The sequence below is a fragment of the Paraburkholderia suaedae genome, from assembly GCF_040812055.1.
Lineage (GTDB): Bacteria > Pseudomonadota > Gammaproteobacteria > Burkholderiales > Burkholderiaceae > Paraburkholderia.
Genome location: NZ_JBFOAH010000008.1, coordinates 25,474 through 47,279, shown reverse-complemented (window position 1 = coordinate 47,279; position 21,806 = coordinate 25,474). Strand labels below are relative to the sequence as shown.

Annotated in this window: 15 protein-coding genes and 5 pseudogenes; 13 read left to right on the top strand and 7 right to left on the bottom strand. The window is 59.4% G+C overall.

Annotated features, from left to right (window positions below; all coding sequences use genetic code 11):
• The first annotated feature begins 60 nt into the window (after positions 1–60).
• The 4 genes from ABQJ48_RS13630 (at position 61) to ABQJ48_RS13615 (ending at position 5,491) form a co-directional block, all read left to right on the top strand.
• Positions 61–1,416 carry an MFS transporter gene (locus ABQJ48_RS13630; RefSeq protein WP_367838536.1) on the top strand — a complete coding sequence of 452 codons (1,356 nt, stop codon included), beginning with the start codon at positions 61–63 and terminating at the stop codon, positions 1,414–1,416.
• Between the two features lie 28 nt (positions 1,417–1,444).
• Entirely contained in the window at positions 1,445–2,860 is a 1,416-nt protein-coding gene (locus ABQJ48_RS13625; protein ID WP_367838535.1) for a lyase family protein, read from the top strand.
• Between the two features lie 21 nt (positions 2,861–2,881).
• Complete coding sequence (locus ABQJ48_RS13620; RefSeq protein WP_367838705.1) at positions 2,882–4,390, top strand: aspartate ammonia-lyase; 1,509 nt, start codon at positions 2,882–2,884, stop codon at positions 4,388–4,390.
• 381 nt (positions 4,391–4,771) lie between these two features.
• Positions 4,772–5,491: an IS6 family transposase gene (locus ABQJ48_RS13615; RefSeq protein WP_367838534.1), complete on the top strand. Its 720-nt coding sequence runs from the start codon at positions 4,772–4,774 to the stop codon at positions 5,489–5,491.
• Between the two features lie 68 nt (positions 5,492–5,559).
• Here ABQJ48_RS13615 and ABQJ48_RS13610 read toward each other — a convergent pair whose 3' ends face one another.
• The 3 genes from ABQJ48_RS13610 to ABQJ48_RS13600 all read right to left on the bottom strand — a co-directional run bounded on the left by ABQJ48_RS13610 (position 5,560) and on the right by ABQJ48_RS13600 (position 9,324).
• Positions 5,560–7,296: a ClcB-like voltage-gated chloride channel protein gene (locus ABQJ48_RS13610; RefSeq protein WP_367838533.1), complete on the bottom strand. Its 1,737-nt coding sequence runs from the start codon at positions 7,294–7,296 to the stop codon at positions 5,560–5,562.
• A 53-nt stretch (positions 7,297–7,349) separates the two neighbouring features.
• Positions 7,350–8,084, bottom strand: coding sequence for a GntR family transcriptional regulator (locus tag ABQJ48_RS13605; RefSeq protein ID WP_367838532.1), 735 nt, complete (start codon positions 8,082–8,084; stop codon positions 7,350–7,352).
• A 268-nt stretch (positions 8,085–8,352) separates the two neighbouring features.
• Entirely contained in the window at positions 8,353–9,324 is a 972-nt protein-coding gene (locus ABQJ48_RS13600; RefSeq protein ID WP_367838531.1) for a hydroxyacid dehydrogenase, read from the bottom strand.
• Positions 9,325–9,551: 227 nt separating this feature from the next.
• On the opposite strand from ABQJ48_RS13600, the gene ABQJ48_RS13595 reads away from it, so the two are divergent.
• The 3 genes from ABQJ48_RS13595 to ABQJ48_RS13585 all read left to right on the top strand — a co-directional run bounded on the left by ABQJ48_RS13595 (position 9,552) and on the right by ABQJ48_RS13585 (position 14,024).
• Complete coding sequence (locus ABQJ48_RS13595) at positions 9,552–10,745, top strand: mandelate racemase/muconate lactonizing enzyme family protein (RefSeq protein ID WP_367838530.1); 1,194 nt, start codon at positions 9,552–9,554, stop codon at positions 10,743–10,745.
• Positions 10,746–10,834: 89 nt separating this feature from the next.
• The gene (locus ABQJ48_RS13590; RefSeq protein ID WP_367838529.1) at positions 10,835–12,148 is read left to right on the top strand and encodes an MFS transporter; all 1,314 of its coding nucleotides are present in this window, start codon (positions 10,835–10,837) and stop codon (positions 12,146–12,148) included.
• A gap of 172 nt (positions 12,149–12,320) precedes the next feature.
• A complete protein-coding gene (locus tag ABQJ48_RS13585; protein ID WP_367838528.1) occupies positions 12,321–14,024 on the top strand; it encodes a methyl-accepting chemotaxis protein in 1,704 nt (567 codons plus the stop codon).
• Between the two features lie 140 nt (positions 14,025–14,164).
• Here the strand turns inward: ABQJ48_RS13585 and ABQJ48_RS13580 are convergent.
• Positions 14,165–14,882, bottom strand: a pseudogene (locus tag ABQJ48_RS13580) (IS6 family transposase).
• A 343-nt stretch (positions 14,883–15,225) separates the two neighbouring features.
• Here ABQJ48_RS13580 and ABQJ48_RS13575 point away from each other — a divergent pair.
• The 3 genes and pseudogenes from ABQJ48_RS13575 (at position 15,226) to ABQJ48_RS13565 (ending at position 17,596) form a co-directional block, all read left to right on the top strand.
• Positions 15,226–16,122 (top strand): GntR family transcriptional regulator, encoded by an 897-nt coding sequence (locus ABQJ48_RS13575; protein ID WP_367838527.1) that lies wholly within the window; start codon positions 15,226–15,228, stop codon positions 16,120–16,122.
• Between the two features lie 149 nt (positions 16,123–16,271).
• Positions 16,272–17,358, top strand: a pseudogene (locus ABQJ48_RS13570) (IS630 family transposase).
• Positions 17,355–17,596, top strand: a pseudogene (locus ABQJ48_RS13565) (DUF6429 family protein). Before ABQJ48_RS13570 ends, ABQJ48_RS13565 begins: the two co-directional pseudogenes overlap by 4 nt.
• A 25-nt stretch (positions 17,597–17,621) precedes the next feature.
• Here the strand turns inward: ABQJ48_RS13565 and ABQJ48_RS13560 are convergent.
• Together ABQJ48_RS13560 and ABQJ48_RS13555 are read right to left on the bottom strand one after the other, a co-directional pair.
• Positions 17,622–18,116: an aconitase X swivel domain-containing protein gene (locus tag ABQJ48_RS13560; protein ID WP_367838526.1), complete on the bottom strand. Its 495-nt coding sequence runs from the start codon at positions 18,114–18,116 to the stop codon at positions 17,622–17,624.
• Positions 18,113–19,348: an aconitase X gene (locus tag ABQJ48_RS13555; protein WP_367838525.1), complete on the bottom strand. Its 1,236-nt coding sequence runs from the start codon at positions 19,346–19,348 to the stop codon at positions 18,113–18,115. Before ABQJ48_RS13555 ends, ABQJ48_RS13560 begins: the two co-directional genes overlap by 4 nt.
• Before the next feature lie 492 nt (positions 19,349–19,840).
• Here ABQJ48_RS13555 and ABQJ48_RS13550 point away from each other — a divergent pair, with 492 nt between their 5' ends.
• On the top strand, positions 19,841–20,398 hold the full coding sequence (locus tag ABQJ48_RS13550; protein WP_367838524.1) for an SLC13 family permease: 558 nt from the start codon (positions 19,841–19,843) through the stop codon (positions 20,396–20,398).
• Positions 20,395–21,114, top strand: a complete 720-nt coding sequence (locus ABQJ48_RS13545; RefSeq protein WP_367838523.1) for an IS6 family transposase — start codon at positions 20,395–20,397, stop codon at positions 21,112–21,114. Before ABQJ48_RS13550 ends, ABQJ48_RS13545 begins: the two co-directional genes overlap by 4 nt.
• 53 nt (positions 21,115–21,167) lie before the next feature.
• Here the strand turns inward: ABQJ48_RS13545 and ABQJ48_RS13540 are convergent.
• A pseudogene (locus ABQJ48_RS13540) lies at positions 21,168–21,279 on the bottom strand (IS6 family transposase); the annotation flags it as partial.
• Positions 21,280–21,407: 128 nt separating this feature from the next.
• On the opposite strand from ABQJ48_RS13540, the pseudogene ABQJ48_RS13535 reads away from it, so the two are divergent.
• Positions 21,408–21,647, top strand: a pseudogene (locus ABQJ48_RS13535) (IS6 family transposase); the annotation flags it as partial.
• Between the last annotated feature and the right edge of the window lie 159 nt (positions 21,648–21,806).

Genomic DNA, 21,806 nt, shown 5'->3' with positions numbered 1-21,806 from the left:
CGAACCTAGAATTGCGAACACAATTCTACACATGACGACCAAAAAAGGAGACCACTGACCATGAATATGTCCCCACCGGGAAGCTACGAGACGACGGCGACCCTCGCGCCATCCTCCATTGCGTTTGAAGATGCACCCCTCACCGCTTTTCATAGGCGCGTAACGTTCGCTGGGACAGGCGGACAGTTCAGCGACGGCTTCGTACTCGGCATCATCGGCATCGCGCTCACCATTGCCACGCCGCAACTGCATTTGAATTCGGTCTGGCTTGGAACCCTGGGCGCGGCATCGTTGGCGGGCCTCTTCGCGGGTAGCCTGTTCGCCGGGCCATTCGTTGACCGTGTCGGCCGCCGCACGCTGTTCAACTATGACATGGCGCTCTTCGCCATCATCTCGCTCGCCCAGTTCTGGGTCACCAGCCCGGCGCAACTTTTGGTCCTGCGTCTGCTGCTCGGCATCACGCTCGGATTCGACTACGTAGTGAGCAAGGCGCTGGTGGTCGAATATTCCCCTCGCCGCTTACGCGGGCGACTGCTCAGTTGGCTCGCTATTGCATGGGCGCTCGGTTACACGAGTGCCTACGTGGTCGGCTATCTGCTGAAGGACCGCGGCCCCGATGTCTGGCGTCTGATGCTGCTTTCCAGCGCTGTGCCATCTGCCGTTGTGTTCCTGTTTCGTGTCGGGATTCCCGAGTCGCCGCTGTGGCTGCAGCGCAAGGGGCGAACCAGGGAAGCGCTCGCGATCATTCACAACAATATAGGTCCGAACGTCTTTCTGAGTGTTCCTGCGGAGCCCGCGCGGCAAGCCGCCAACACCACCCCGAAGACTGAAAGCCTGATCTCGGCGAAGTGGCGACTGCGGCTTTTTATCGCGTGTTTCTTTTACATGTGTCTCGTCATTCCGTACTTTTCGCTTGGCACCTTTTCGCCGATGGTGTTCGACTCGCTGCACATCAAGGACAAGTTTCTTGCCGGCCTCATCTACAACATCTTCCTGCTGCTCGGCACTGTCGCTGGGGCGTTGGTCGTGGACCGAATCAGCCGGCGTGCTTTCCTGCTGCATGGCTTCTTTGTTTCCGCGATCGTGCTCGCATGCCTGTCGGTGGGCGCCCATTTGCCGGGCAGCGTGGTCGTCGGCCTGTTCGCGGTATTTGCCTGCGTACTGAGTGGGGCAAACAACCTCTGCTTTCTCTATCCGCAGGAATTGTTTCCGACCGACCTTCGGGCCACGGGGCTCGGCTTCGCAGTTGCCGCGAGCAGAATCGGATCCGCTGCGACGACATTCCTTTTTCCGAGCATCGTGGCGATTTATGGCGGCCAGGCCGCGGTATACCTGTGTATTGCCGTGCTCGCGGTTGGTGGCACCGCTTGTGCTCTGTGGGCGCCCGAGACGCGTCATACGTCACTTGAGGGTTGATCCTGCAAAGTTTATGAAAGGCAAGCCGATGGAAGTTCAACGAATCGAAGCGGACGGGCTGGGCGAGCAGAGCCTTCCCGCCGACGCACTGTTCGGCATTCACTCACTACGCGGCAAGACAAACTTTCCCTATACGGGGGAGACCCTTGCGAATTACCCCCGCTTCGTTGCGTGGCTTGCGCGCACGAAGATGGCGACTGCTCTTGTCAACACGCGCAACGGCAAGCTGACCAGCGAGCAAGGCGAGGCCGTTGCCAAGGCATGCGTAGAACTGGCAGACGGACAGCATGCGCAAGCGTTGATTGTCGATCCGCTCGAAGGCTCGTGCGGGACGTCGATCAACATGAATATCAATGAGGTGCTGACAAATCGGGCACTTCAGCTAATGGGCCATCGACCGGGTCAATACGAGTTCCTGCACCCGCTTGATCATGTCAACTATGCCCAGTCGACCAGCGACGTATTGCTGACCGCGGTCAGGTTGACACTGCTCACCGAGGTAAAGGGACTTGCGGCGACCATTGGTCAACTCGCGATTTCCCTGCAGGGAAAACAGCGCCAGTATGATCGCGTATTGCGTATCGGACGGACGTGCCTGCAGGATGCATTGCCGATGCGGCTCGGCCAGGCGTTGGGCGGGTATGCGTCGCTCTCGCAAAGGATGGCGCAAGCGCTGATTGCGCACGTACCGGCTTTATGCACAATTGCGCTGGGGGCAACCGCAGTCGGTACGGGGCTGGGCACATACGCCGGTTACCGGAAGGCTGTGATCGCGGCGCTGTCGGAACTGGCTGGGCATCCACTGACTGAAAGCGGCGACCTGTTCGACGCCGTCCAGAACATGGACGAATTTGCGGCACTCTCCGCCACAGTGAAGACTGCCGCGTTATCGCTCGCTAAAGTGGCGAACGACTTCGTATTGCTCAGTTCGGGACCACGTGGCGGACTCGGTGAACTTCAGTTGGCGCCCCAACAGGCCGGCTCGTCGATGATGCCCGGCAAGGTCAACCCCGTACATGCAATGGGCCTGACCCAGATCGCGTATTTCGTGGCCGGCACGGATCAAAGCGTTGCGCTCGCCGCTGCCAATGGACAACTCGAGACGAACAATTACATGCCGCTCATCGCGGTGTCCCTGTTCAAAGCTATCGAGACGATGCGACGAGCGATATCGATGTTCGACGTGCATTGTGTGCAATCGATGGTCGCGAATCAGGAGACCAGTGAACGTAATCTGCTCGAATCGACCGCAATCGCTCCCGCGTTAAAGGAGGCGATCGGTTACGAGCGTACCGCCGCGCTGGTGGAGACGGCCAGCGCGTCTGGCCGACCGCTGATCGAGGCGGCCGTGGCGAATGGTGTAATGAGCCGCGAGCGCCTTATCGATCTGCTGCGCGAAAGCAGCGGACATCCCGACGCATACAGAAATTCGTGGTCGGCGTGATCTATTGATACCGTGGCGGCCATGCCCTGCAACGCAGGGCGGGACCTGATCAATGCCAGCGACCCGTCGATCAGTGCAGTTCAGTCTCTTAATACTCGCGATGAAAGGAACGCAGTGAACAACTTGACTAACGATGGTTCGCGTACCGAGCGCGACTATATCGGTGAGGTTCGCATTCCGGCGAACAAGCTATATGGCGTGAATACCGTACGGGGCGTCGAAAACCTGACAGTCTCGTCTCTCAGCATCGCTCATTATCATGCATTCACTACGGCGTTTACCCAGTGCAAGTGGGCAGCAGCACTCGCAAATCACGATAACGGACTGCTGACAGCCCGGCAGTGCGACGCAATTGTCCGGGCCTGCGGCGAGTTGATCGACGGGCGGTTTCAGGAATCGCTCGTGGTCGATCTGCTTGAGGGGTCGGGGGGCACGTCGACGAATATGAACTTTAACGAAGTGATCGCGAATCGGGCACAACAGCATCTCGGCGGTGAGCCCGGGTCCTATGATCTGATTCACCCCAACGATCACGTGAACCGTTCGCAATCGACCAACGACGTGTATCCCGCAGCGTTAAAAATAGCGACGTACGCGATGCTTGGGCCTCTCATCGCTGAAGTCGAAGCTCTCGCCGATGCGTTTGAGGGCAAGGCGGAAGACTTCTCAGACGTCCTTCATCTGGGCCGCACCTGTTTGCAAGACGCTCAGCCTATGCGGCTGGGACAAGTGTTCGGCGGCTACGCGGCATTGACGCACCGGCTGGCCGACGCGCTGGGGACGGTTCGCGACCAGCTCCGGACCCTGCCGCTGGGTGGGACCGCAATCGGCACGGGTTTTGGCGCGCCGGCCGGTTATCGCAAGTCCGTCTATACGCATCTATCTCGTATTAGCGGTATCCAGCTCTTGGCGCCATCGAATTCGTTCGATGCAATGCAGAACATGGACGTGTTCGCGCGGGTGTCGGGTGAGTTGCGGACTTGCGCGACTTCATTGGCCAAAGTCGCGTCGGACCTGATGCTGCTCTCTTCCGGTCCAGTTGGAGGGTTGGGCGAACTGCGTTTGCCGATGGTTCAGGCGGGCTCCTCGATCATGCCAGGCAAGATTAACCCGGTCCTGCCAATGGCGATGATCCAGATCAGCTTCGCCGTCGTCGGCAATGACGTAAGCGTGGCGCAGGCTGTGCAGTATGGCCAGTTGGAGATCAACCATTTCGAGCAGATCGTCGCTCAACGAATTTTCGACAGCGTCACGCTCCTCGCGAACGGTATCAAACGGCTTCGCGAAAAATGCGTAGCCGGCATCGAAGCCGACGTCGCTCGCAACGAGCAGCACCTGCTGGGCTCGATGGCGGTCGCGACTGCGCTAGTGCCAACGCTCGGGTACGAAAGTGTCAGCAAACTGGCGCGTCGGTCCGTCGAGGAAAATCGGCCGTTGCTAGATATTCTCGACGAATCGGGTTTGCACAAGCGTGCAGATGCATTGTCGGTCATCCGGCAGGCCACCGTGCCAGTCTTCGAGTCGCCGTAGACCAACGAGTCGCGCTGGAAGGCTGTCCAGGAAGAGTACGAAGAGCGCGGCTATGCTGCGCTACAAGGACCGTTTTACATCGGTTGCTATCAAAACTGCTCTGTCAAGTTGACGGGCGTAGAGTACCTGTGGGGCCTACGCCTAGTTATCCTTATTAGATAACCTTATCGCCTGCGGCAATGACAGTTCAATCATGCCATGTGGCGAAACGTTCCTGAAGTACGGCACGATGACATGCCGCGTTCATCCGATGTCTGGGGGCTCTGGTGCAAATATGAAGGCCAATGGGTTAGGCTCAGGGTTTTGACGCACGCAGGGCGGTTGTGGTGCAATTTCGGCGCGTCAGTCTGTTACCCTTGAACTTTTGACGACCACGAGCCAATGAGCAAGCTGAAAGATCTCGAAGGGTTGTTCAACGGGCGTCATTTCCACCGCGAAGTCATCGTCCTTTGCGTGCGTTGGTATCTGCGCTACAAGCTGCGCCTGCGCGACCTTGCCGAAATGATGGCTGAACGCGGCCTGTCCCTCGCCCACACTACGATCCTGCGTTGGGTGCAGCGCTACACGCCGGAGTTCGTCAAACGCTGGAATCGGTTGGCTACGACAGCCGGTCAGTCGTGGCGGGTCGACGAGACCTACGTGAAGATTCGCGGCAAATGGGCCTATCTCTACCGCGCCGTTGACCGGGCGGCAAAGACGATCGATTTTCGCCTCAGCGCCAGGCGCGACGTGGCGGCAGCAAAGGCGTTCTTCGCGAAGGCAATCAGGACTCAGGGACGCGCTCCTGAGACGATCACGCTGGACGGCTGCGCGGCATCTCATCGGGCGGTCCGCGAGATGAAGGCCGACGGGTCGCTACCCAGGCGAACGGAATTGCGATCCTCGAAGTACCTGAATAACCTGATTGAGCAGGATCACCGCCACATCAAAGCGCGGGCGAACGTGATGCTCGGGTTCAAGCGGTTCGGCAGCGCCGCCGTTATCCTCTCCGGCATCGAACTGATGCATCGCATTCGCAAGGGCCAGTTCGATCTCACCAGCATACACCTCAAAGACACCACTTTGCCCTCGATCTGGATGGCGGTTCTTTCAGCTCGTTGAGGTATCCGAAATATGGGCGATTTCTCGGTCGCCTACCGAGATTGCACCACTACCCCGGTGGGCAAGGTTCAGTGTATTGCGGGGTTCATCCGCACATAGGCGTCGAGCAGCGACGTCTTGTGAACAACTCCGAGAATTGGAGCGGACTTGGATTTCGGGTCAATGACGGGCAGGCGTTCGCCGCGGAAATTGAGGAAAAGCTGCAGGGCCTGGCCTAGCGTCATGTCCGGAGTCAGCACATGGAAGTCGGGAAGCAGATAGTCGGCCGCGGTCATCCGCCTCGTGCTCCGGGGCGAAGCAAGGTCGGATGCGAGGTCCTCGAGGGCCACCACGCCGCAAAAGCGCTGCTGTTCGTCCACCACATACAGGTACTTCACCGGATGGTCGAGGAACATGCGGGTCAGCTCTTCAACGCTCGCCTGGAGCGTAACGACTGTCTCGGCAGGCTTCAGGAGTTCCCGCATCCGTGTAGCCGCGAGGCGCAGCCTGTCCTTCTGCGCACGGTTGCGTCGGACGGTGACTTCGTACATCGAAGTGTGCTCCGCGTTGCGCGCGGCGAAGTAAGCGATGACGCAGGAAAGCATGAGCGGCAGCACGACCTCGTAGGACAGCGTCATCTCGAAAATCATCAGGATGGCCATCAACGGAGCGTTGGAGGCTGCCGCGAGAAATGCGCCCATCCCCACGATTGCATAGGCGAAAGGCTCGGAGGTCATGTGCGGCCAGATTCCATGAACGCCTACCCCGAAGAGGCATCCCACCACGGCTCCAACGAACAGGGTCGGCGTGAATACGCCACCCACTGCTCCGGTGCCGACCGTTGCCAGCGTCGCAATCACCTTGAGGACGAGCACGATAAGAAGCGCCGTCCACGTCCAGGGCTGATGCAGCAGGGAGTCCACCACCTCGTACCCATTACCCCAGACCTCTGGCGCCCAGATGGAGACGACGCCGACAATAAGGCCGCCGAGTCCAAGCTTCAGCGGCAGAGGCAACGGTACCTTGCCGAAGCCCTCCTTCGACGCGGAAAGCAACAGAAGAAAACGCGGCGCCAGTACCCCGCACAGGAGCCCCAGCACAATGAAGGGCAGCACTTCGATGCCGGTGATGGTTGGAAAAATTGGCATCTGGTACGGCGGCCGGTAACCGGCGAACTCGCGCATCGTGATGTTGGCCACGACCGACGAGACCAGAATCGGGCCAAACCATTCCATCGCCATGCAACCGAGCACCAGTTCCGTCACGAAAAAGGCGCCGGCGATAGGTGCGTTATATGCAGAGGTGATGCCCGCAGCCGCACCGCATGCGACGAGCATGCGCAAACGTGCCGGATCTAAGCGCACCCGGCGTCCTATGATGGACGAGCAGAGAGCGGCCAGTTGAACCATCGAGCCTTCGCGGCCAATCGAGCCGCCAGTCGCGATGGTGCAAAGTGAGGAGATGCTGCGCCACATGCTTTGCCAGACGGGCACAACACCGTCACCCATCGTGACGGCCTCCATATAGTCGGCACTGGACTTTGAAGAACAGCGGCGCGCCAGTACGAGACAGGTGCCAGCAATCATTCCGCCAACCGTTGGCAACGCAACCCGGGCGGGCCAGGGCATCTGCCGGGCCATCTCGACAAAATTCCCAGGCTCACCGCCAAAGCACTTCTGCAGCAGGTCGATACCTTCCCGGAAAGCAGCAGTGGCAGACGCGCCCGCAACGCCAGCGACGACCGCCCAGAGCAGCATGGCGTACCCGTCCGGCTGTCGCAGTGTTTTCCAGATGAAGGTCGAAGACGCGAAGGGGTTCTTGTTCATTTTGTTGTGTAGCAGTCGGAGGTTTCCTTCGCCCTCATTTCGATACGTCGAGCTTAGGAAGGCAGACTTCCCAGATCCATTTCGACCTTGACTGCGTCACCCCTATAGACGACATCTGCGTAGTAGATAACGACGTTATCGGCGTCGTTGAAAACCCGCTGGACCCGGGCTACGGGCGCATCAGTCGGTACACGAAGCAAACGCGCAGTCGCTGCGTCGGCGCTGCCGATAGTCAGCGTCTGCCGGGCCTTCGCAATGGGCTGCGGAGAGAGGGACACCAGAATCGGGATAACAAGTTCGTTGCGGAACCTGTCAGGCGCCATTGAAAAAATGTTCTCTTCCAGATAGAGCGAGATGACGCAGTAGGGCAGACCATCCGAGGAATGCACCCGTTTCATGTACATGTACTCTTCCGCGAGTTTTCCATCAGTCGCGGTGACGGGTGGTTTCCTTCTGCTCTCCTCCACCGTGAGAGGCTGCTGACTGGTCGCCTGATACATCTCGACCAGCGCCTTCAGGGTGGTGACGACCTGCACCGGCTTCATTATTGGCGGTGTCGCGGAGACGAAGGTTCCCCTTCCCCGTTGAGGAATGAGTGCCCCCTCGCTCATCAGTAATTGCACGGCTTGACGGGCTGTCACCCGCGCGACATCGAACTCGGCTGCAATCTGCTCGAGCGTCGGAATGACCTCGCCCTGCTGCCAGACCCCGCGACCAATCCGGTCGCGAAGCGAGTCAGCAATCTGCAGATACAGTGGAACCGGACTTGACAACGAAGCGCGCGACATTATCGATACTTATGGACTTTAGAACCTATACTATAGAGCGTCTCCCGCATCTCAAGACGAATTGTCGCTCGGCCTACGCTATCGGCCAGCAAGCATCACCTTCCAGAAGACCAGATTACAGTCTCCCAAACGAATAACGGGAGACCGCGAACGCTGAGTGCGGTTCCAGTAACGGTCAACGTTTTCCGGAACACGGGTCCCGGAGCGCGAATCGTCCCCGAAATTTATGTCCGTCTGATTGCGGTCAACCGCGCTTCCGTACGCGGTGTCAGTCGTTGTTCTGGTGCAGAGCTTTTGTCACCTGCGCGGCAATCAGCGTGCTAACCCGCTCGTTGGACTGAAGCGTCAATCCTGCAACGTGTGGCGTCAGTATCACGTTAGGCAAACCTGCAAAGATGGAACCGTCGCGCATGGGCTCTTCCTCGAACACATCCAGTGCGGCTCCGCCCAAACGCCCTTCACGCAATGCGGCTGCGAGCGCTGACTCGTCCAGAATTCCTCCCCGTGCCGCGTTAATCACAACGGCGTGGCGCTTCATGCTGTCCAGTTGAGCCTTGCCCAGCATGTTGCGCGTCTCTTCGCGAAGCGGAACGTGCAGCGTCAATACATCAGCCTCGGCGACGGCTTCCTCAAAGGTGACACGCTGCGCACCCGTCAGTTGCCATGCCTGAGCGTCCTCGGCCAAACACGGGTCAAATGCGATAACCCGAACACCGAGCCCAGTCGCCAGAGCCGCAACCAGCTGACCGATGCCACCAAAACCGACTATTGCCAACGTGCTACCGGCGAACTCGCGGCCATTTGAGAGCTGCGCCCGCGGCCATACTCCAGATACTAAGTCGGCGGACGACATGTAGACGCCGCGCAGAAGCAGCATTGCCGTCGAAATCACGTATTCAGCGACTGCTTGAGCGTTGGCACCGGTCGCTGGAATGACGCTGACCTGCCGCTGCTCGCAGGCCTTCAGGTCGATGTTGTCCAACCCCACACCGAGACGGCCCACGACAGACAGACGCTGCGCGCATTCGAGCAGTGCCGAATTTATCTGCGTCCGGTTCCTGATGATGATTGCATCGGCGTCTTGCACGGCCCCGAAAAGGCGTTCGGGATCGTCGACGAGCGTGCGGTCGTCCAGCACATCGAAATGCTCTCGCAATGAATCAACAGCGAGTGAATCCATGAACTCGCTGACTACCACTTTTTTTCGCAATGCATTCATTTCCAGGCTTTCCTCATTCATCGATACGTCGTAGAGACAGGCTTTAATGGAGTGTGCTGTTACAGGAGCCCAGGGCGTCAGTCAAAAGCGCTTCGGCAGACATAGGCTCACCGTCGGACCGCTCCATCCTCGCTGGTGGTAAACCCTGAGAGCACGACATAGAAGGTTGAGCAGTTCAATGTCTTATAGTACGGTAAACGATACTTTAGTAACAAATCAAATTTGGCATGCCCAGAGGCCTACGTCACATGAAGCGAATTAATGAAATCGAAGTTGAGGGTGGGCCGTTGACGATCGGGCGTGTGGAAGTTCACGTTCTGCGCTGTCCAATTTCCACTCCAGTGCGCACGTCGTTCGGCACGATGTACGACCGTCCTGCCGTCCTTGTTTCCGTGACGGATTCGGATGGCTGCACTGGATGGGGCGAAATCTGGTCGAATTTTCCGGCGTGCGGTGCCGAGCACCGCGCGGCCATCGTGTCGACCGTATTGGCGCCGATGCTCACCGGCCGGCTCGTCGCACATCCCGCCGACGTTTTCCGTGACCTGACCGAAGGCACGGCGGTGCTTGCGTTGCAATCCGCCGAACCTGGCCCTTTTGCGCAGGCAATCGCAGGGATTGACCTCGCTCTCTGGGACCTGCGCGCCCGTAGGGCAGGCCTTCCGCTTTGGAAGCTGCTCGGTGGTTCCGCCGACAACATCCCTGTGTACGCCAGCGGCCTTAATCCGGTCGGGTCTGCGGAGCTTGTTGCCGAGAAGCTCGAGCGAGGATACGAGGCGTTCAAACTGAAAGTTGGGTTTGGCGTTGACCAGGACGTGAACAACCTGAAAATACTTCGGGAAATAATCGGCCCGAATCGTCGGCTCATGGTCGATGCGAATCAGGCGTGGGCGCTGTCCGAAGCACTCACAATGGCACCTCTGCTGGCGCCCTTCAATCTTGGCTGGCTGGAAGAACCGCTGCGCTGCGACCGTCCGTTGAACGAGTGGCAAACGCTGGCAGGTAACTCTCCCGTGCCGCTCGCCGGAGGTGAAAACATCGCCGGCGATGATGAATTCGACGCTGCAATCGCGTCGCGTGCGTTCGCGGTCATCCAGCCGGACGCCGCCAAGTGGGGCGGCATTTCTGGCTGTCTGAGGGTCGTCCGGGCAACCCAGGCGGCCGGGCTTACGTACTGTCCGCACTACCTGGGCGGTGGCGTCGGTCTTCTTGCTTCCGCACATCTGCTCGCGGCGACCGGCGCGGACGGGATGCTGGAAATTGATTCGAATCCGAATCCGCTTCGAACCCTACTGCACGGTCCGCTCGACACGCTCGTCAACGGTCGGGTGAGTCTCGGAAACGCTCCGGGAATCGGCATTGAACCGAACGTGACCGAATTGCGGGAGCGCATTCGCGAGGCGGCAGCGTCCGTAGACGTTTTCCGCAAAGCGGCGCAATAGGACTTTGATACGCCAGCATAGCCGCCCCGGAAAGGCATTTGCGCTGGCACGATTGAACCCGAATGAATCAATCCAATAACGAGAGAGACATGGCAACTAGCGCTTACTCACCTGCGACCGCAGAAGCCGTCGATGTAACAAGAAACAAGCTGTACCGGAAACTGATTCTGAGGCTTGCGCCCTTTATTTTTGTGGCGTACGCCATCAACCAGCTTAACCGGTTCAACATCAGTTTTGCAAAACTCCAGTTCATGAAAGACCTTGCGCTGAGCGACTTCTCGTTCGCACTCGGTGCGGGGCTGTTCTTCATCGGATACGTCATCTTCGAGGTCCCGAGCAGCCTCTATTTGCAAAAGGTAGGTGCGCGCGCGACGTTCATTCGAATCATGGTTCTCTGGGGCTTACTGTCTGGATTGACTGCTTTCGTCCATACGCCGACCCAGTTTTATCTGGTCCGCTTTCTTCTTGGGGCGGCCGAGGCGGGATTCATGCCCGGGGTCATTCTGTATCTAACCTACTGGTTCCCCGCGAATCGGCGTGCCCGAATCACGTCGCTGTTCTATCTCGCCGCGACCGCTTCCGGAGTCATCGGCGGCCCCATCTCCGGACTGATTTTGAAGTATTCGCAAGCCTGGGGGCTGATGAGCAGTTGGCAATGGCTCTTCGTGGTTGAAGGGGTGCCCACTGTCCTTCTCGGTGTGTTCGCCTATTTCTACCTCCAGGATTACCCCAAGGACGCAAAGTGGCTCAGCAGGGAGGAAAAGGACATCCTCGCGCTAGACCTGAAGGAGGACCAGGCGAGCGCAAATCACAATGCCGTCGGACTGCGTGACGTTATCAAGCTTCCCCGCATTTATGCGTTCGGGCTGGCTTACTTCGCGGTTGTCGCCGCCAACAATACGCTGGCGGTCTGGGCACCGACCTTGATTAAGGATACGGGAATTCGCGACGTCTTCAATGTCGGCATACTGTCAGCCATCCCGTACGTCGTCGGGGCAATTGGGATGCTGACTATCGCGGGTCACTCGGACAAGATGCGCGAACGGCGCTGGCACTTCGCGCTTCCTTTCGGTCTGACTGCAATTGGCTTTGCGCTTATTGGTCTGTTCTACGCCAACATCTACGGAACACTATTTCTTCTGTCGCTCGCCTCCATTGGTATCTTCACGGCGTTTGCGATTTTCTGGACCATGCCGACCCAGTATCTGTCGACGTCAGCGAGAGCTGCAGGTATCGGCTACACCAGTACCATCGGTATGTTCGGAGGGTTCTTCAGCCCCATCATCCTTGGTTATGCCAAGACGGTCACCGGGACATTCGTTGGAGGCTTCGTGGCAATGGCCGTGATATCAGTCATCGGCGTGCTCCTGATTTTCGTTGCGGCACCAAAGACTTCAACGTAATGACCAACCCGAACCTTTTGCCTGACACTGTCAATAGAAATGGTGTCGCGCGCCGCGTCGTGCATCAAAGACTCGCCGCCGGACAGCACTCATCTCGGGGCGCGCCCAATCTCGAGTAGAGGCTCGCCACAGCTAAGCCGACTCTCTCGCAAGTTCGAAACAGGTGTGAATAATGAAATTGAAAATTGGCGCACGACTGCTGGGTACATTTGGTGTTGTCCTGGCTTTCCTGTTGACGATCTGCTTGACCGCCCATATGCAGATGGCGCGTATGAATGCGACCACGCAAACTATAGTCGGTGTTCGCGCCGAGGAACTGAGGCTCATAAACAGGATCCAGGTGGCGACGCTCCGGGAAGCAGTCATGACCTATGCGGCGCTCGAGGAACCAACGCCCGAAGCGCAACGGGACAGGGTCGAACATGCCCGAGCTTTTACGAATAACGAGTCGGACTATCAGGCCATCCCTCCTCTAATCACCACGGCGAGGGGCCGCGCTCTCTTCGACCGGGTGCTGCAAGCACGTGCGACTTACGAGGGGACCCTGAAGCCCGCGTACGATCAATTGGCGGCGCATGACAACGATACGGCACGCGCAACGCTCCTGAAGGCGGGGCTGCTGCGAACCACCCTTATCCAGCAGCAAGACGGGTTCAAGAGTCTGGTTCAGAGCATGATGGACACCGATGTGAAGGACAGCAACGACGTCTATGACATGGCGCGCTCAGTCCTGTGGGGAACGGCGGTGCTGGCGCTGCTGGTGACGCTGATATTTTGCGCGGTGGTGACACGTTCGATCGTCCGTCCTTTGCACCGTGTTGTCGAGGGTGCCAATGCCCTGGCGCAGGGCGACCTGCGCGTCCAGGTGCACGTCGAGAGCCACGACGAGCTCGGCAACCTGGCCGACTCAGTGAACCGGGCGATTGGCAACCTGGCTGGCATCGTCGGCGGCGTCAAGCAGGCAAGCGTTGCGATTTCGTCCGCCACCGAACAGGTGGCGGCGGGAAATACCGATCTGTCGCAGCGCACGGAGGAGCAGGCTGCGTCGCTTGAGGAGACAGCCTCGAGCATGGAAGAGCTGACCGCGACGGTCCGTCACAACGCGGACAACGCCCAGCAGGCCAGCACACTGGCGAGCAACGCATCGGAGGTCGCGCAGCGTGGCGGAGACGAGGTTGGCCGTGTGGTCGAGACCATGCAGGAGATCTCCGATAGCTCCGCCAAGGTTGCCGAGATCATCGGCGTGATCGAAAGCATCGCGTTTCAGACCAACATTCTCGCGCTCAATGCGGCGGTCGAAGCGGCCCGGGCCGGTGAGCAGGGCCGCGGCTTCGCGGTGGTGGCGAGCGAAGTCCGCACGCTCGCGCAACGCAGTGCGACCGCCGCTCGGGAAATCAAGGAGCTGATTGGCGAGTCGGTGGGTCGCGTGAATGTCGGTTCGCAACTCGTCGAGCAGGCTGGCGACACGATCCGGGAGATCGTGCAGTCGGTGAAGCGCGTGACCGACATCATGAGTGAGATCTCCGCAGCTTCCCATGAGCAAAGTACCGGTATCGAACAGGTCAACCGGGCTGTCAGCCAGATGGACCAGGTTACCCAGCAGAACGCCGCGCTGGTCGAAGAAGCCGCGGCCGCAGCGCAATCGATGGCTGAACAGGCCCAGGCGCTACGTGACTCGGTAGCGATATTCAAACTCGACGACCGGGACGCTACAAACCCGTCATTGGGCGCGATAGCGCGCCCGACACCGACGAAGGCAGCCTTGCAAAAATCCCTTAAAGCCCTGCCCGCCTCCGCCGCACCGCGACTCTTCACCACCTCCTCCACGACTGGCGCCTCGAGTCCGGCCACCGCGCCGGACTGGCAGACGTTCTAGCCGCTATGATTTCGCGGGATTGCCGGTGGCCATCAGTGATGGATATGCCTTCCTTTTGTGCTGGTTACGGGGTTGTCCATCTCTCCGCGGCTCTGGTGCAACTTCAGCGGCGAGCGAAAAGCGGCGTAGTCGCCGCTCCCTCATCGAGCGGAAAGGACTGCGTTCCAAACAGCCGGCGCGGTGGTACCTTTGAGGCGCATGTTCGCGAAATCGAACTGACCTTTTCGAATGCGATGCATCAGTTCGATACCGGCGATCGTAGTGGCTGTACTTCCGAAGCGTTTGAAGCCGAGCATTGCATTGATCCTGGACTTGATGTTGCGATGATCCTGCTGGATCAGGTTGTTCAAATACTTCGACGATCGCAAAGTCGTCTCCTTCGGCAGCGCCTCGTCAGCCTTCATTTCGCGCACTGCGCGATGAGACGCCGCGTAACCGTCCAGTGTGACGGTTTTCGGAGCGAGCCCTTAACGCTTGATCGCCTTCGCGAAGAGGGCTTTCGTCGCGGCAACCTCGCGCGTGCGCTGAGCCGGAAGTCGACCGTCTTTCCCGCTCGATCAACGGCACGGTAGAGAGAGACCCGTTTGCCACGGATCTTCACATACGTCTCGTTGACTCGCCAGGCGCGACCAGCGGACCTCGCAAACCGATCCCACCGCTTAACGAACTCCGCGTGAAGCGTCTGACGCAGCGCATGATTGTCGTATGCGCCCGCGACAGACCGCGCTCGGCCATCATTTCAACCAGGTCTCGAAGGCTGAGTTTGTAACGCAGGTACCAACGTACACACAGGACAATGACTTCGCGGTCGAAGTGACGGCCATGGAACCACCAGTGGATGTCTCTCAGCGTGCTCATTGCGGGCTCGTGCTCCTCAAAAGCCCCAGGGTAACCCGCCGGCCTTTCCGATTTGCACCGGAGCCAGAAATAGGGCCATCCAACAATTTAACGTAACAGAGGCCACTAGACGCCTGCCACTGGTGGTCCAGACGGCGCGCCCCCGACCGTCCGCGTGGGGGCGGGCCCTATTACCTCAGTCAGGCGGCCGCGGCGTAAACGTCAGCCAATTGCAACTTGTATGAAGATGTCTTACTATTTCAATACAAGCACGTCGCATGTCTCCATCACGGGGCGCATGGTGAAAAACAACGAAGACACGGGTTCAAAGGCAGTTCGACAGCCGCCTGCGGCAAACCATCCTATGCCAGCCAATTCCAGAAAACGCAGCACCGCCCAGCAACGCTCCACGCCGGGCACCGCCAAGCAAGAATCTACCGCCGGGCAGGCTGCCGCTTCGGCTGCCCACCCACTACTCAACCGCGACAGCGCCACCGCGCTTTATATGCAGATCGCCGATCGTCTGCGCACGCAAATCGACGAGGGGACTTTCGCGACTGACAGCAAGCTGCCAGCCGAAAGCGAACTGACGCGACGTTTCGACGTGAGCCGCGTCACGGTGCGGCAGGCCATCGCGCAGCTACTTGCCGAAGGGTACGTGGTCAGCAAGCAGGGCAAAGGCACGTTTGTCTCACGCAATAAGTTCGTGCACGACCTCAAGCCGATGCGCGGCTTCTACGATGCACTCGTTGCGCAAGGCGTCGAACCGAAAACGAAGTTGCTCGAGTTCAGTCCGGTGGCGACGCCGGAGGCGATCAGGCAAGCCTTCGGCACCGACGAAGGCGAAGGCGAATGCTTCCGGCTCAAACGGCTGTATCTCGTCGACGGTGAGCCGATCGCGCTCGTCGACTCGTATCTCCCGCCGCAGGCGCGCAGACTCACCTGGGAGCAGGTCAACCGCAACCCGATCTACGTGCTGCTCGAAAGTCTGCTCTCCATCCCGGTCGCCAAAGCGGAGATCCATATCCGGGCGCGCTCGGCAGGTGCATCGGTCGGTCAGGCGCTCGGCTTGTCGCCGCGTGCCGCTATGCTCGTGATGGATCGCGAATCGTTCGGCGAGAACGGGATGCTGTGTGAGCGAACGTCGTTTTATATTCGCCCGGAAAACTACGAGTTCACGCTGAGCGTGCAGGGACCGCTGCCGGTCGGCTCGTCAATCAAGAACGTCAACGGCACCGCTGCGCACGCTCACACGAAGTGACCGCGCGCAGCGGGTTGCCACGCGAACACCTGCGCGCCAAGCCTGCAGCGACCACGCCAGACACCTAGTGTCCTGAGTTGAAAATTCATTGAATGATGCCGACCACGTACTAAAGTGTTCTGTGTGGCACTTGATACGAGGAGGCAGCGATGAGCGGACGGCCCAAAGGCGAGCTGGTGCTGAGCGAATCGGAGCGCGAAGAACTTCAAGTGCTGACGATGCGACGCAAGACCGCGCAGGCCTTGGCATTGCGGGCGCGCATCGTGTTGGCCTGTGCCGATGGCATGGACAACAAGACAGTTGCGGTGAAACTTCGGGTCACTCAGCAAACAGTTTCGAAGTGGCGGGCGCGGTTCGTGATCCATCGTCTGGACGGACTGCTCGATGCACCACGGCCCGGCGCCCCGAGGACGATTGACGACGCGCGGGTCGATGCGCTCATTGCGAAGACGCTCGAGTCCGTGCCTGTCGGAGCGACTCACTGGAGCACGCGCACGATGGCTCGCGAGATGAAACTGTCGCAAACGGCGGTCACGCGGATCTGGCGTGCTTTTGGCTTGCAGCCGCATCGGCAGGAAACGTTCAAGCTCTCCAGCGATCCGTTGTTCGTCGACAAGGTACGCGATATCGTCGGGCTTTACCTGGACCCGCCACTCAAGGCCATGGTGCTGTGCGTGGAGCCAGATTCAGGCCCTCGATCGTACGCAACCCGTATTGCCGTTGGCACCCGGCATCGCTGAGCGACGCACCCACGATTACATGCGCCACGGCACAACCACCCTGTTCGCGGCGCTGGATATCGCTACTGGAGAATTGATCGGTGAGGTACATCGGCGCCATCGCAGCAGCGAATTCGTGCGCTTTCTGCGCACCATCGACGCCAGCGTGCCGTCTTACCTGGATGTGCATCTGGTGATGGACAACTATGGCACGCACAAAACGCCCTCGATCAAAGCCTGGTTCGCTCGTCATCCTCGCTTCCATGTTCACTTCACACCCACCTCGGCGTCGTGGCTTAACCAGGTCGAACGATGGTTTGCCGCGCTCACTGAAAAGTACCTTCGACGCGGCACGCACCGGTCAACACGTCAACTCGAAGACGCGATCCGTCATTACCTGGACGTCTATAACGCGAACCCCAAACCGTTGGTCTGGAGCAAGTCGGCGGATGAGATCCTGGCCAGCCTCGAACGGTTTTGTGTGCGGGTCCGGAAGGCTGTGGCAGGAGCATCATGAATATTAATACCGACGCAGTGATGAAGTTTCCCTGGCGCTTCTCTACCTGACCCTGCATGACCGATACCGTGCATGGAAGGGTTTCGACTGGGATGTTCTGAACCGACTCCATGAACGAGGCTTCATCGAAGACCCTGTCAACAAGACGAAGTCCGTGATCTTTACGGAAGAAGGACTGCGCGAGTCCGAGCGACTCTTTAACCAGCACTTCGTCATCCCGGAAAGAACGGGAAGTTGATTCAACGAACTTCTAACTCACGACACTAGCGATGCGCAGGCTTCACATGTACCGTCGACGTACCTGGCTGCCCTTGCGCGAATGTGCCGGACACGGGTTCACCGGCCGCGGCGCGCAGCACGGTCAAGGTCTTCGCTTGAGGATCGATCTCGACGAACGCGCCCTGCGGCACGACGTCCGTCACGTCGCAATCGAAACCCGCCAGCATCGAGATGTTGCCGAGCGCCGCGCCTTGCGCCAGGATCGGGTTCACGGTATTGAATACGATCGCCACCGGCGCCATGTTGCGCGACTGCATCTCGTGCAGCATCCACGCGCTTGCCACGCCGCCCTTTGCGGTATCCAGCACCAGTATCCGGCCGATGTACGACTGCCCCACGAGCTTGTGCGACGGGCGCGAAAACACCCCTTCCAGACGGTTCAGATCGTAACGGGCCGAAAAGCCGTCCTTGGCAACCAGCGCCTCGGCCGACACTTTGTTCCCGAGCGCGTGGCGCGCGGTCAACACGATTCTGTTCATGAGAGTTCTCCTGTCTCGGCTGCGTTCACGCACGCCTGCATCGAGGCGAGCATCGGGGTATAGCCGTAGCCGCCGAGAATGTTCACCAGCTTCGCGCTGTTGGTGGCGAGATTTTTCCAACCCTTCGCTTCGGACATCTCGCGCGCATACGACTGGTAGAAGCACATGCCCGCGAGCACCGTGCCTCCCGCGCTTTCGATGCGGCGTGTGTAGCCGAACCGTTCGGCGTCGGGCGCCACCTGCGGACTGGTAATGGCCAGCATGGGCACCTTGAACGTGCGGCCGTCGCAGATCTCGGCGAGCGCGCGCAGTTCGTAGAGGCTCAGTTGCGGCGCGGAAAACACCACGACGTCCACCTTCTTCGTGACCGCATAGCTGGCGGTGAGCGCCTCGATCTCCGCGCGGCCGACCCGATGATGCACCGGCAAGCTGTCGCCGCCGACGTCCGCGCGACGCATCGCTTCCGGCGTGACGCCGATCATGTGGAAGAGCGCGATCGAGCCGAAGCTCGCCATCGCGGCGCCGAAATGCTTCAGCTCGTCCGAGGTCGGCGCGACTTCGATGCCTTCGATAACGGGCACCTGCCAATAGTTGCCGGCGAGGCGGCCGATCACGCCGCCGAGCGCGCCCCATTCGTTGAGCGAGCGTGGCGTGAAATCGACACGAAAGCGCATCGTCGCGCGGCGCTTTTCGTCGAGGTGATAGCCATAGCGCGGCGTGCGCCCTGTGAGACCCGCGGAGAGCGCGGACGGACCGCCTTCGAAATTCGTGCGAGCGCCGCTCACCGAGTTCGAGTAGATCACCACGCCGGTGTCGCCGAAAGCGACGTGTTCGCCGCGCGTAGCCGCGAGCACAGTCTGATAGTTGATGCAGGTGTCGGTCATGCTGACGCCGAGCCGTTCGAACGCGTGAATCGTGCGGCGCTCCAGTTCGATCATCCAGTCACGCTGGCCGAGCTCGTTGGCCTTCGCGAAATCGGTGCCGCGCGGATCGGTGATGGTAGGAATACACACGGTGTGGCGGCCGTCACTGAGTTCGGAAAGCCGCTCGAGCCACATGACACCCGCCTGACCGAGGCTTTCGGTATCGGCCATGATGTGCGCCTGGGTGACCGGCACCAGATCGTGGGCGCCAAAAAATTCGCCGACCTGCACTTGATGGCGCATGGCCATTTGCAGGACCTTGCCTTGCTCACCGTTGAGCATGGCTGTCTCTTCATCGTTCAGCAGCATGGGCAGTCTCCGTACAGATTTCATCACCGGGGCAAGGCGTGGGCATCGAGACCTGGCGCGGTGCAGGTCCGTGCGCGTGCGAACGTGTATTATCTTGTATTAATACAACAAGAACGAATACTAGCGACCTCCTTTGTCGATGTCAACATGGACGCACGGAGATTTCTGGAGGGATTCTCAACTGACAACTTTCTGTGCCGGCGTATAGCCTTATAAGACTCATCGCCATGCGGTTTCCAGCACCGTCTTCGCGATTACGCTAGTTGACACGCGCAGAAGCCCAGCGATAGCATGCCTCTCAATGTATTGATACATGCCAATACAACATTCTAGCCACTTGTCTGGCGGGGAGGGCAGCATCCATGGCATTTCCCCTCGAAAACAAGCTATGGCGGGACCGTTGCCACGCGCGTCCGCTCCCATCGTTGCCGATGGCGTGAATGCGCCTGCGCTCGTCGTTCACGACGAAAGACAAATAAAGGAGACACCGGTATGACCACCATCCATATCGTTGTGCTTGTCCTGATGGTCGTCATTTTCGCAATCAGCCTGTGGCGCGGCATCAACCTCGGAGTGGTGGCCATTCCCGCGAGTTTCCTGCTGGTGGAGATTGCGGGCGTACCGCAAAAGCGGGTATTTGCCGCCTTCCCGACGGATCTGGTTTTGCTGATTCTCGGCGTGATGTACCTGTGGAACCTCGTGCGCGATAGCGGTCTCGCCGAGCTGATCGTGCACCGTGCCGTCGCACTCTCGCGCGGGCGCCCCTGGCTGCTGCCGTGGACCACCTGCACCCTCACTGCATTGATCTGCGCACTCGGTGCGCTGCCGATCGCCGCGCTCGTCATCACGTTGCCGGTCGCGCTGGAGACTGCGCGGCGCGAAAACATCCGTCCCGCGTTAATGGGTATCGTGACCATACAGGGAGGCTGCATTGGCGGACTATCGCCGTTCAATCCATGGGCCAAGGTGGTCATTGCGCAAGCGGGTTGTGGTGCAATTTCGGCGCGTCGGTCTGTTACTCTTGAGCTTTTGACGACCACGAGCCAATGAGCAAGCTGAAAGATCTCGAAGGGTTGTTCAACGGGCGTCATTTCGACCGCGAAGTCATCGTCCTTTGCGTGCGTTGGTATCTGCGCTACAAGCTGCGCCTGCGCGACCTTGCCGAAATGATGGCTGAACGCGGCCTGTCCCTCGCCCACACTACGATCCTGCGTTGGGTGCAGCGCTACACGCCGGAGTTCGTCAAACGCTGGAATCGGTTGGCTACGACAGCCGGTCAGTCGTGGCGGGTCGACGAGACCTACGTGAAGATTCGCGGCAAATGGGCCTATCTCTACCGCGCCGTTGACCGGGCGGCAAAGACGATCGATTTTCGCCTCAGCGCCAGGCGCGACGTGGCGGCAGCAAAGGCGTTCTTCGCGAAGGCAATCAGGACTCAGGGACGCGCTCCTGAGACGATCACGCTGGACGGCTGCGCGGCATCTCATCGGGCGGTCCGCGAGATGAAGGCCGACGGGTCGCTACCCAGGCGAACGGAATTGCGATCCTCGAAGTACCTGAATAACCTGATTGAGCAGGATCACCGCCACATCGAAGCGCGGGCGAACGTGATGCTCGGGTTCAAGCGGTTCGGCAGCGCCGCCGTTATCCTCTCCGGCATCGAACTGATGCATCGCATTCGCAAGGGCCAGTTCGATCTCACCAGCATACACCTCAAAGACACCACTTTGCCCTCGATCTGGATGGCGGTTATTTCAGCTCGTTGAGGTATCCGAAATATGGGCGATTTCTCGGTCGCCTACCGAGATTGCACCACTACCGTCTCGAAAGCTAAGCTTGTAACGCAGGTACCAACGCACACACAGGACGATGACTTCGCGGTCAAAGTGACGGCCGTTGAACAGCCTGTCGATGTCTGTCAGCTTACTCATAGCCCGCTCGCGCTCGTCAAATCCCCAGCTTACCCTATCCTCCGATTTGCACCGGAGCCTTCCGGCCGAAGCGAGAGTTGGCCGGTCGGATTTGCACCGACCAATCGATCGTGCCTTTGCAAGGCACACTGAACAACCGTGCCGAGAACAGCCACCAGCCGACCCGCAGGCGCGAACGCCAGATGTGCGGCTTTCGCGATGCGCGTCGCACGCAGGCGTTTCTTTCATGCTTCGGCGTGATCCGGCAGCACTTCGCGTTGCCCCGACATCAAATGAGCGCGGCATGCCATCGCGCCGTACTCCAGGAACGCTTCGCCATATGGCATGGATGGACTGTCACTGCAGCAGCAAAGAAAGTTATCTGGTAAGGATAACTACTCTTGATCCACACAGGTAGCCTGCGCCCGCCAACTTGACAGAGCCCCCAAGCATTGTCTCTCGTCTGGGCGCAACAACCGGTCAACCGGTCGAAGCCCTAACCGTGGTCGTCAAGTCATTCCAGACACCGTCGAACCAATCGACTTGCT